This window comes from Flavobacterium sp., assembly GCF_031423415.1.
In the GTDB taxonomy this organism is placed as follows: Bacteria; Bacteroidota; Bacteroidia; order Flavobacteriales; family Flavobacteriaceae; genus Flavobacterium.
The window spans coordinates 1-11,467 of sequence record NZ_JANPFL010000099.1; the positions used below are offsets into that span (position 1 = coordinate 1).

The 11,467-nt window shown below is 35.2% G+C and carries 13 protein-coding genes; 8 read left to right on the forward strand and 5 right to left on the reverse strand.

Annotation, left to right across the window (positions count from 1 at the left end):
- Positions 1–1,161: 1,161 nt before the first annotated feature.
- Both RMO83_RS08685 and RMO83_RS08690 read left to right on the forward strand, forming a co-directional pair.
- Positions 1,162–1,584, forward strand: a complete 423-nt coding sequence (locus RMO83_RS08685; RefSeq protein ID WP_310559284.1) for a DUF6943 family protein — start codon at positions 1,162–1,164, stop codon at positions 1,582–1,584.
- A gap of 29 nt (positions 1,585–1,613) precedes the next feature.
- Complete coding sequence (locus RMO83_RS08690; protein ID WP_310559285.1) at positions 1,614–1,793, forward strand: hypothetical protein; 180 nt, start codon at positions 1,614–1,616, stop codon at positions 1,791–1,793.
- 84 nt (positions 1,794–1,877) lie between these two features.
- Here RMO83_RS08690 and RMO83_RS08695 read toward each other — a convergent pair whose 3' ends face one another.
- Genes RMO83_RS08695 through RMO83_RS08710 form a run of 4 tightly spaced genes read right to left on the reverse strand, consistent with a single transcriptional unit; the run spans position 1,878 to position 3,452 of the window.
- Positions 1,878–2,054 carry a hypothetical protein gene (locus tag RMO83_RS08695; RefSeq protein WP_310559286.1) on the reverse strand — a complete coding sequence of 59 codons (177 nt, stop codon included), beginning with the start codon at positions 2,052–2,054 and terminating at the stop codon, positions 1,878–1,880.
- On the reverse strand, positions 2,041–2,289 hold the full coding sequence (locus tag RMO83_RS08700; RefSeq protein WP_310559287.1) for a hypothetical protein: 249 nt from the start codon (positions 2,287–2,289) through the stop codon (positions 2,041–2,043). The genes RMO83_RS08695 and RMO83_RS08700 overlap by 14 nt, the downstream gene beginning before the upstream one ends.
- Positions 2,290–2,298: 9 nt before the next feature.
- Positions 2,299–2,694: a DUF5675 family protein gene (locus RMO83_RS08705; protein ID WP_310559288.1), complete on the reverse strand. Its 396-nt coding sequence runs from the start codon at positions 2,692–2,694 to the stop codon at positions 2,299–2,301.
- Positions 2,694–3,452 (reverse strand): hypothetical protein, encoded by a 759-nt coding sequence (locus RMO83_RS08710; RefSeq protein WP_310559289.1) that lies wholly within the window; start codon positions 3,450–3,452, stop codon positions 2,694–2,696. The genes RMO83_RS08705 and RMO83_RS08710 overlap by 1 nt, the downstream gene beginning before the upstream one ends.
- Positions 3,453–4,487: 1,035 nt before the next feature.
- Between RMO83_RS08710 and RMO83_RS08715 the strand changes: the two genes are divergently transcribed.
- From RMO83_RS08715 to RMO83_RS08740, 6 genes are all read left to right on the forward strand, one after another.
- Complete coding sequence (locus RMO83_RS08715; RefSeq protein ID WP_310559290.1) at positions 4,488–5,735, forward strand: site-specific integrase; 1,248 nt, start codon at positions 4,488–4,490, stop codon at positions 5,733–5,735.
- 98 nt (positions 5,736–5,833) lie between these two features.
- Positions 5,834–6,673 (forward strand): RteC domain-containing protein, encoded by an 840-nt coding sequence (locus tag RMO83_RS08720; RefSeq protein WP_310559291.1) that lies wholly within the window; start codon positions 5,834–5,836, stop codon positions 6,671–6,673.
- Between the two features lie 301 nt (positions 6,674–6,974).
- The gene (locus RMO83_RS08725) at positions 6,975–7,277 is read left to right on the forward strand and encodes a helix-turn-helix domain-containing protein (protein WP_310559292.1); all 303 of its coding nucleotides are present in this window, start codon (positions 6,975–6,977) and stop codon (positions 7,275–7,277) included.
- Positions 7,278–7,314: 37 nt separating this feature from the next.
- Positions 7,315–8,217: a transcriptional regulator gene (locus RMO83_RS08730; RefSeq protein ID WP_310559293.1), complete on the forward strand. Its 903-nt coding sequence runs from the start codon at positions 7,315–7,317 to the stop codon at positions 8,215–8,217.
- A complete protein-coding gene (locus RMO83_RS08735; RefSeq protein WP_310559294.1) occupies positions 8,201–8,860 on the forward strand; it encodes an ATPase in 660 nt (219 codons plus the stop codon). Before RMO83_RS08730 ends, RMO83_RS08735 begins: the two co-directional genes overlap by 17 nt.
- A gap of 61 nt (positions 8,861–8,921) precedes the next feature.
- Complete coding sequence (locus tag RMO83_RS08740; RefSeq protein ID WP_310559295.1) at positions 8,922–10,238, forward strand: ATP-binding protein; 1,317 nt, start codon at positions 8,922–8,924, stop codon at positions 10,236–10,238.
- A gap of 247 nt (positions 10,239–10,485) precedes the next feature.
- Here the strand turns inward: RMO83_RS08740 and RMO83_RS08745 are convergent, their stop codons facing one another.
- Positions 10,486–11,439 carry a transketolase C-terminal domain-containing protein gene (locus RMO83_RS08745; RefSeq protein ID WP_310559296.1) on the reverse strand — a complete coding sequence of 318 codons (954 nt, stop codon included), beginning with the start codon at positions 11,437–11,439 and terminating at the stop codon, positions 10,486–10,488.
- Between the last annotated feature and the right edge of the window lie 28 nt (positions 11,440–11,467).

The following is an 11,467-nucleotide window of genomic DNA, read 5'->3' on the forward strand; positions in this document are numbered from 1 at the left end:
GAAGCTATAATATCATTTATGTAAAACAGCCGCCACACCCAACGCGCTTGCCAGTGGCTCCAGGACAACTTTTTTTAAAACTTCCTCGCACCTGCCTGTTTTAAAAAAAACCGTCCTTCGCCACTGTCTTTAAGAACGTTCACCATTTCATAGGAAATTTTACGATTATCATTGCTTTTAAAAACGTTCACGGTCACTGTTTTTAGCAACTTGATGTTTAAATCGGTAGGTATTTGCATTGCTTTTGTAAGTGTTGTAAATCGCTTATCTACTCTATTTCTATCATTCACGATATAGGAATAAGCAATTTACAACACCCACAAAATCAAGAGAAGCCAGCAAGAGTGTGGTTTTTTATTTGCCAGAAAATAAGCATTAATAGCTTCAGCGGCAAAGCCGATACCATACCGTTCTTAAATATAAAGTTGACCAGCCCGAAGCATCATTTTTTTTTCAAGTCTATGGCATCGACTTTTCCACAAAAGCAATCAGAAACATCCCAATAAGCAAATAAAAAACCACACACTTGCCTGCGCTGCTGCCCCATCGCACTCGGTATTTTAATGCATTGTTTTTTGAAGATGCTTTCCATTTTCAGAACAACTTTCCGTTAAAAATCAAATACCTTTTTTCACAAGACGTTAAAGCATCCTCAAAAATCAAATCCAAGAAAGAGTATCAAATTTTAGTTCCGGATAAAAAGCGTTGTTATTTTCTGATGTTGATTTTTTATCCATCTCTAAAATTTGATACCCTTTCCGAAGACGACCCTCTTCCAAATCAACTCCCTTTCCTTCAAACAAACTCCGATTAAACGATGATGTTTAGAATTTGAAATAAAAAAAAAGAGAGCAAAGGTAAGTTCCAGGTTTACAAAAAAGCAAGTTCAAGCCCTACGGGTTTTTGGAAAAATCTCCACCCATAAAGGTTCGCAACAACATTCATCTCCGCCTTCACACCTAAACTTCCGTAGATATATCGGGTAGTATTTTTTCAAAAAAACTTGCTTTTTTGAAACCTTCCACTTGAATGAATGGCTTTCTTTTTTTCTTTTTTTTCTTTTGAAAAATTTAATGGGCGAAGCGTAGCGAAGCACATTGGTCTTTCAAACGAAATCCTGCGGAAAATTGAAAATCTAACCCATTTTTAAAGCCGAATGTTATGCTAAATTTCATCATCAAGACCCACCGAAAAGACACCGTTTACTCAAAACCCCATTTATTTGTACTTAACAAGGGGATGAACAGCGGAAAACCACAAAAAACACAATTTACTAACAGTTTTGTTATCATTTTTCAAAACGAGGAGGACTGCGAAAGCCTTTTTTTCATTGCATATAGTTTATGGCAAACAAAATTCTGGCATCAGTATTTAGTAGGTTCTGTTATTTCGTTTTTGCGTCTTCCAGATTTCAAAAAACAATTCAATCCACAAGCTAGTTTAATGATGGTCGAACACGAGCAGCACCAAAAAAATGTTGCAGCTCTAAAACTTTTGGAGAAAAAAGAAAAGCAATTTCACGAAAATATTAGCTTAATAAACGATTTGAGAAGAGTGATTTTGTATCGCTACTGCAAAAAATAAACCTATTTATAAACCAAAAATTAATAAAAATGAAACTATTTATTTTATACCAAACCGACAATTGGAAAAGCAAAGCATCAAGAGTTTGTTTTGGAGTTTTCGACACACGAGCCAAAGCCATCGACAGCGCAAAATGGCAAGAATTGTACACTTATAACTCCGAAGTTGTGGTTTTAGAAGTTACTCTAAATCTATTTGAAGAAGTTTAATTTTTAGCCACAAAAAAAGCCCATTCCTTGCGGAGTTGGACTTTCATTATGTCTAATCCAAAGGTCACCACAACTAGAATTAGACTATTTTTTGTGCTTCTTGATGAGGTATTTGAGTGTCATCGATATAATAAAACTGACAATCGCTCCAAGAGTCGCTAAAATAACAGTTTTTAAAACATCTTCCGAATGCAAATTCGGCAATACACTCAAAAATGTACCGCCAGCGATACCAATTACAGTTGAATTACTGTGTTGCATTGTTATCCTGAGACTTGCTAAGGATCTCATCTTTGTTTGTTGTCAATTGACTAACTGCCGAAACAACACCTCCAGCTACTACGACATAACCACCAATGGTAGTTATAATAGCGGGCAAAGCTATTGGAGCTGCTAAAATTGTTCCGCCTACTGCTGCCAAAACCAATCCAATATTTCGAAGCACTTTAAAAAATTTCGGAGTGGGAGCTTTCGCTCTATGTATGATTTTTTTCATAATCTAAAATTAAGATTGGATAATTAATTCAACACTTTCTTTATTGTCCAAAGCTTTATAAACCAAATTTTTTAATTTGGCAAAAGCTTTTCGGGACATCAGACCTAAACCTGGTCCAGAAAGTTTCGTTACAGGAGCAATACAGCCATTCAATTCTTGCAAGGCATTATTTGCGGGATGAAACAGGATTAAACTTCTATTTTTCACATCTAAAACCTCCAAATGCCATTGAAATTTCTTGCTGTATCGCTTTTTTATAAAATATTTCCCCTCCGGAATGCAGGAAACCTTCGTGTCGTTTTTCTTCCAAGGCAATTCAATAGTTTTACAAATAAATTTGCCCTCGCATTCGAGTTTGCCATTCGTTCCATTAGGGAAATAAGTTCTAGTTATCGTGGAAACCATTACACACCGCTATCAACTTTCACAATCGACAATGGATTGTAGGAGCCATTTTTCAACGCATACATTTGACCATTTACCTCTTGGTAAAATTCCACTCCCAAAGCCAAAAATAATGGTTTTGTACTGGCAGGAGTAACAGGATTTGAATGATTGATAGCGTCCGATGGATTGATATTCCAAGGTAAAATATCCGATTCTGAATTCGAAACAACGAAAGTTTCCGCTTCAAAATCAATTTCTGCACCAGCTGAAATAATTTTATAATGCGTTGTTCCACTTGGCGCAGCAATCATATTCAATGGGCTAAACGAAGCTAAATCAACAATAATATCGCCAGTCGGACGGTCAATTGTTGCTACAAAAGGAGCAAATAAACTAGTACCCAGCTTCCCTCGAATATTGAATTCAAAACCTACTAAAAGTTCGGCTTCGCCATCAATCACATTTCGCAAACCTCTAACGCTGATTAAATCAGCTTGAATAACTTGTACCATTCTTTGAGTTAAACGGCTTACCATTCTACCATCGGCAGAATTCAAAAGCAAAGCTCTTAATGCCGTTCTCAAAATCTTTCCAGCCTTTCCAGCTCGACCAAATTCAGAACCATTTTCACGCGTTCTTTGGAACGCAGGATCACTTTTGATTCTGCTGGCATCGATACCGCCTTTTTCACGAGCCAAATGTCCGTCTTGGGTTTTGTAAAAAGTAATATCTCCGATAGTACCTTTCAATTTAATTATGCCTTTCTGTCTTGCCATAATTTCTAAAATTTAGATTAATAATCGTTCTAAATCATCTTTCTGTTGCAACATCTTCGATTGATTTCGAAACAAATTTTAGCCAATAAAATAGAATAAAAAAGTAAACACAGTTCCATATGTCGCAAAGTGACATAAATGGCTTAAATCGACATAAATGCCTACCAGCAATAACATAAAACAGTATTAAATTGCGGAAGCAAATAATATTTTAAAAAATCCTACTTTTGTATAATCTTAAATATTATTTGATAGTAAGTTTAAGGTAGTCAAAGCCTAGTCAAAGGCATAGATAATGTATGAAATATGAAAAACAGAGGGTGTGCATCTATCCTAAAGACATACAGCGCATAACAGGAAAGAGTTATCGCCAAAGTACTAGATTAATGCAAAAAGTGAAAACTGACCTCAACAAGCTCGAAAAGGAGTTTCTAACTATCGAAGAGTTTTGTTCATACGCAGGATTAAAATATGAACAAGTAGCTCACTTGATTTTTGGTTAAAATGCAGATAAAATCCAACTCCATTTTAAACCATTGTAAAGAAATATAATATTAAATAACTAGTTCATTTTTTAGTCTTGATACTTTACTATTCAGATTATTATGCTTATATTTGACTACTTTGAATTTAAGATAATTGTAATCCTAATAAAGAGGTGTCAGTCGAGGTGTCACTTAAATAAAATACTTTGCTAAGTATTGATTTTATTAATGACTTTTCTAATAGACGAATCCCTTCCTCTCTGCTGAAACATCCTTCAAAATAATTCAAAACCTCGAGAACCCTATGTTTTTCGGGGTTTTTTCTTTTAACACCCAATCAAAATATTCATTCTTTATTCTAAATCAAGGTGCTAAATCGAGACCCTAGAAAATCGTCATTATTAGGGTCTCTCTAAATTGGAAGAACATTGGATTACTATTGCCCATCCGCCAATAATAATGGGTAATTCAATGACTTCATCAATAAATGAACATCTTGTTTTGTGGCAAACCTTACAGTAAATTAATGTATAACTTAAAGGGTAGCAAAATGAAAGCAAAAACCACCTTGCACTTCTATGCAAAATCAACAAAAGCCAATTCAGCAGGGCTATTCCCAATTTATGTGCGACTAACTGTCGACGGAAAAAGATTCGAATACAGTACTAAAAAGTTCATCCAACCATCAAAATGGTCGAACGAATTGAGTAGGATGAAGGGCAATTCAGAAGAAGCTCGTTCAATAAACAACTTACTTGATTTCATAAAAAATCGAATAAACGATATCCAATTCGAACTTTTAAAAGATAACATTTCGCTAAATATCGAGGAATTTAAAAACCGAATTCTGGGCACAAAAGAAAGAGAGCGCCTACTGATTCCTATCTTCAAAGAACACAACCGCAAAGTCAAAGAACTGGTTGGTTTGGAATATGCAGCAGGAACATTAGAACGCTATGAAACCTCACTCAAACACACCGAAAATTTTCTTTCTTGGAAGTACAACCTTACCGACATTAATATCGAAAAAATAGATCACGCATTCATCACAGAATACGAATTTTATTTGCGCAGCGAACGTAAATGCGCCAATAATACCGCCGTTAAATACATCAAGAACTTTCATAAAATAATCAATCAGTGTTTGGCCAATGGATGGCTCAACAAAGACCCGTTTTCAAACTACAAATCTAAAGTTAAAGATGTTGAAAGGGTGTATTTGAACGAAGATGAAATTCAAACCATTATCAATAAAGATTTCAAAATAGAAAGAGTCGCAATGGTTCGCGATATATTTGTTTTCAGCTGCTTTACCGGCTTGGCATATATTGATGTGAAACAGCTAACTAAAAACCATATTTCCTTGGGGATTGACGGAGATAAATGGATTTTCAAAAACCGTCAAAAAACAGATACTGCATCCAAAATTCCATTATTGCCAATGGCTCAAGAAATCATAAATAAGTATGCGAACCATCCTGTTTGCATCAATGAAGACCGTCTATTGCCTATCTTCAGTAATCAAAAAATGAATGCTTATTTAAAAGAAATTGCAGATATATGTGGAATAAACAAAGACCTTACTTTTCATATTGCCCGGCATACTTTTGCAACTACTGTGACACTTTCCAACGGAGTTCCACTCGAAACCGTTAGTAAAATGTTGGGGCATACCAATCTCAAAACCACCCAACATTACGCTAAAATCTTGGACAGAAAAATCAGCGAGGATATGATGATTTTAAAATCAAAATTTGCTTCAAAATCCCTATCAGAAAAAAAATTAAGCAATCACTAGGCTTGATCGATGTTGATAACTTTTTAGTCAAAAATTGACGTAATATTAATACAAAATGGTTTATTTTGATAGTCTCAATTTAAACCATTTTGTATTTTATGGACTCCAATTATATCAACTATTTTAACGAATTTGAAAGAGAATATGAAGTGCTAAAAAACGTATCTGACGATGTTTTGACGGTTTCTTTAGAAATCATACACTACATCGAAAAGAAATTAAAGGAAATGTTCAAATGGCTAAAAAAACACGTTTTCAAAACCCTTCAGGAAGAAATCTATTTTTTCAAAGAATTGAAACCAAGAATGGTTTCAAAACTCCTTTATTATAAAGAGTTATTGAATTTAGAGAGCTCATTGCCCCCAAGCAAAAAGAACAAAAGAAAGCATTATGATGAATTACTATCCAAAATTCATCAATATGTTGTAAGCAATAAGGAGTTTTATCAATACTACCGTTCGAGGACAACCGTTAAAGATGAAGACTTTTTTGTGCGCCGCAGTTACAAAAATATTGTCAGGGACGATTGCTGCTTGATTAACTTTGATTCCAAGCTTTGCACTTCTCACGATTTCAATGTGGCCATCATTATTGCAAACGATATGTTCACCATCTATTTAGAAAACAAGCTGGATGAATTAAATGGCAATATCACAACAAAATACATTCCAACGAATAACAAAATTACTTGGACGGGGACTAAAATTGAAATGGCAGAAATGATCTATGGCTTATATTATAAAAAAATGTTGAATGGTGGCAACATTGACATAAAAGAAATTGCTGGGGTATTTAGCATTGCATTTAATATTGACTTTGATGAAAAAACGCTTTACAGATGTTTACAAGACATCAAAAAGAGATATCCCATAAACGGTATATTTCTTCAAGATCTCTCGGATGTAGCTAACAATAAATTTAGAGGTGAGGATTTTTAACCTTTCATAACCAGGTCTTCGACTTGGTTTTTTTAGCACTAAAATTAATTTTGTAAGAATTTAGAACCCAACTTGGGTTTGCCTTGGGTTTCCTTCGCCAAGCCCATATTTTCCGTTGAGACAATCACAAAAATAAAAACGGAGAAATGGATCATTTATGTTAAAGTTTGAAAAAATAAACCCGAAAACAAAGGGGTTATAATTTTTTTTACCCAAAAACGACCCAACTTGGGTTCACCTTGGGTTTAAAAAACAATCAAATGAAAGTAATTTGTCTCATAACAAATCAAACACTTTCATTATGAACTTACATCCAAAAAAACTCTTCCCGGAAATCGACAACTATGAGTTGTTAAACCACCAAGTAGTGACAAAGAGAGACTTGCTCAACTTTGGCAATGCACTGCTTCACGAAATCCAATCAGGTAAATCTACACCTGAACAACCTGCCCAGTGGCTTAAATCTTCCGAAGTCCGCAAACTCCTCAAAATTTCTCCCGGCACCTTGCAGAACCTTCGCATCAATGGAACCCTAAACTTCAACCGGATTGGTGGCATCATATATTACAAATATGAAGACTTAAGAAAATTGCTCGAGAAATAGTCCTAAACCTAAGACCTTAAACCCAACACCCAAAAAAATGAACTACATAAAACACCTCACCGGATTTTTCGAAAAGGTATCTACCGACTTCGACCTCAACCCAACGCACATCAGCCTATATATGGCCATATTCCAATTATGGAATCAAAATCGTTTTCAAAACCCAATTTGTATTTCAAGAGATGAATTGATGCGCGTTAGTAAAATTGCTTCCTACGCAACCTATCACAAGTGCATCAAGGAATTGGACGAAAGGAATTTTGTGAAATATATGCCTTCCTATAATCCGTTCAAAGGATCTACACTTGAAGTTGTCAATCTTGATTTCTACACCAAACCAATTCAGAAAAAGGAGATTAAAAAAGTCAAAAGCCAGCAAAATAGTAAACAAGTCAATGAAAAAGCTATTGAACAAGTTGCTGAACAGGGTATTGAACAAGTACTAAACAAGCACTGTACAAGCACTGAACTTCTACCTTATATAAACAATACAAACAGTATAAACATTGTAAACGGGCGAGCTCAAAAAAATCAAGATATAAATTGCGATTTTTTATTAAAAAATGAACAAAAAATAAAAAAAAATCATCCTGAGCCGTCATCCCGAGCGTGTCATCCCGAGCGCAGTCGAGGGACGAGGGGCGAAAAAAAGTTGCGCGAAAAAAAAGGTATTGAACCCGTTGAAAAAATCCCTCCTATTTTTGAAGACATACTCCCATTTTTCAAAGAGAAAAACAATTCCGAAATCGAAGCTCAAAAATTTTACAACCATTTCCAAAGTAACGGATGGCTCGTGGGAGGAAAATCCAAAATGAAAGACTGGAAAGCTGCTGCCAGAAATTGGATGCTCAACGCAAACAAATTCCAGCCAAAATCAAACGCTCCTCAACCAAATCATTTGCACACACCAAATTCAAAAAACTATGCCGAACCATTGTAAATTAATTACTGATACTTTCGAAATTCAAAACGACCACAAAGTCTATGATTTCAACAAATGCTTGGATTTTATCAATTACCAAGGAAAGACACTTTACGGACACAATTTTAGAATAAACATACTAGACATACCAACCATTTATAAATTGGTAATTTATATGATCAAAGATCAAAACACAGCCTTAAAAGAACAAATCGACCTCTCAAAAGGCATTTTGTTGTCGGGTCCAATTGGTTGCGGAAAAACATCAATAATGCATCTTTTAAGACCATTTACAAACCCTTTGTCTGATTATAAAATCAAAACTTGTAGAGAGATTTCTTTTGAATTTGCCAAAAATGGTTTTGATGCCATCAATAAATACTCCCAAAAACAAAACAACCAATCACGCCTTTCGGGCTATTGCTTTGATGATTTGGGTGCCGAACAACAAATCAAACATTTCGGAAACGATTGCAATGTAATGGCTGAGGTATTGATCAGTCGTTACGAGCAGTTTGTAGAAAATAATTCTATAACACATTTGACCTCTAACTTATCCGCTTCCGAAATTGAAATGCTTTACGGCAACAGGCTGCGTTCAAGAATGCGAAATATGTTCAACCTGATCAGTTTCAATATAAATTCAAATGACAAACGATAATTTGAAATGGAATTCTTTAATTTGCACTATTAAATTTATCAATCTATAAATACAATAATCAATGAGCGAATCCCAAAACACAGAATGGAAAAAATCCTGGCACGATGATTACCTGAAATGGGTTTGTGGTTTTGCCAATGCTTTTGGCGGTGTTATTTTTATTGGTAAAGATGATAATGGTGTAATTACTCATTTAGCAGATTACAGAAATCTTTTAGAAGTCATTCCTAATAAAATCAGGGAACATATGGGTATTATTGCTGAGGTTAATTTGCATCAGGAAAATGGAGCACATTTTTTAGAAATTGTAGTCCCACCTTACACGGTTCCAGTTTCACTTCGAGGTCGCTACTATTACAGAACGGGTAGTACCAAACTGGAATTGACAGGAAATACCTTGAACGAATTTTTATTAAAAAAATCAGGCAAAACTTGGGACAATGTTCCTGAAGCTGTGGCAACTTTTAACGATATTGATTCCGAAAGTGTAAAGGCTTTTATAAAAGATGCTCAAAAAAGTGGCAGAATGCCCGATGTTTCAGATTTATCCATCGAAGAATTGTTTGAAAAATTAAGACTATCGGACAATGGAGAAATCAAACGAGCAGCAATTATACTTTTTGGCAAAGATCCAAATCGTTTTTATCCCAATGTAATGGTGAAAATAGGTCGTTTTGGCAACGATGATGCGGATTTAAAATTCCAGGAAACAGAAGAAGGAAATTTAATCCAATTGCTGAAAAATGTTCCCAATCAATTAAACTATAAGTTTTTCACCAAACCAATAGACTTTGAAGGAATGCAACGGGTAGAAAAAGGAGAATATCCAGTGGCGGCACTCCGTGAAATGTTGTTGAACTCATTAGTACATCGAACGTATATGGGGTCAATGATTCAGCTGCGTGTTTATGACAATAAGCTCACGCTCTGGAACGAAGGAAATTTACCTGAAGGAATGGAATTAGAAAGTTTAAAACGCCACCATATTTCACGACCAAGGAATCCTATAATTGCAGATATCTGTTTCAAAGCAGGCTACATTGATTCGTGGGGTCGTGGCACACTAAAAATCATTAACAGTTGTAAAGAAGCAGGTTTACCCGAACCAACAATTACGGCATTAGACGGCGGCATATTGGTAACTTTATTCAAAGACAAATACAGCACAGAACAACTCAAATTTTTAGGCTTAAGCGAAAGACAAATTGCAGCTGTAGAATTCGTGAAAAAGAATAAAAAAATAACCAATAAGGAGTTTCAATTATTAAGCGAAATATCCGACGCAACGGCTAGTCGTGATTTAAAATCATTAACAGAATTAGGTGTTTTTAGAGTTTCTGAATTAAAAGGATCTGGTACTTTTTATGAATTTGATTAATCGCCTCACAATCGCCTCAATCGCCTCACAATTGCCTCACAATTGCCTCACAATCGCCACACATAAATTAAATAATTGCGTCAATTGCGCCAGAGTTGCGTCACAAACCAGTTAATTGCGTCATATAAATGTAAACAATCAGATTTTTTTATGAACTAAACAATAGTTTTTAATAATTGTTTTGGCGGCTATAAATCTATCGGCTTACATTAAACTTCTAATCTAGTTCATTATATTAAAATGGAATTTACTTTCGGGCTATTACTTTTTGAACGGCTTTTACAATCGCTTCAGCGTTCAATCCATATTTATCCATCAATTGAGTTGGTGTTCCGCTTTCGCCAAAGGTGTCTTTAGTAGCAATATATTCCTGTGGTGTTGGTGTATTTAAAGACAATAACCCTGCAATACTTTCGCCTAAACCTCCCAAATAATTATGCTCTTCACAAGTAACGATACAACCTGTTTTTGCCACTGATTTTAAAATCGCTTCATCGTCCAAAGGCTTTATAGTGTGAATGTTAATGATTTCGGCATTAATACCTAATTTTTCTAATTCTTCACCAGCCAAAATCACTTCCCAAACCAGATGCCCAGTGGCTACGATAGTCACATCGGTTCCTTCATTAATCATTACCGCTTTTCCTATTTCAAATTTTTGATCAGCGGGAGTAAAAACCGGGATAACTGGTCTTCCAAAACGCAAATAAACAGGACCTTCATAATCGGCAATGGCGATCGTAGCCGCTTTCGTCTGATTGTAATCACACGTATTTATTACGGTCATTCCTGGTAACATTTTCATTAATCCAATGTCTTCCAAAATTTGATGCGTTGCTCCATCTTCACCCAAAGTTAACCCTGCGTGGGAAGCACATATTTTCACATTTTTATCGGAGTAAGCTATCGATTGACGAATTTGATCATAGACTCTACCTGTAGAAAAATTGGCAAAAGTTCCTGTAAAAGGAATTTTTCCACCAATGGTCATTCCCGCAGCAATACACATCATATTGGCTTCGGCAATTCCTACTTGAACAAAACGTTCTGGATTTTCCTCAATAAATTTTTCCATTTTAAGCGAACCAATAAGATCCGCACACAAAGCCACTACATTAGGATTGGTTCTTCCTAATTCGGCAAGACCAGCACCAAAACCGCTTCGAGTATCTTTTTCTTCTGTATAAGTGTATTTTTTCATAGTTAAATTTTGGAATTAATAATCTCCT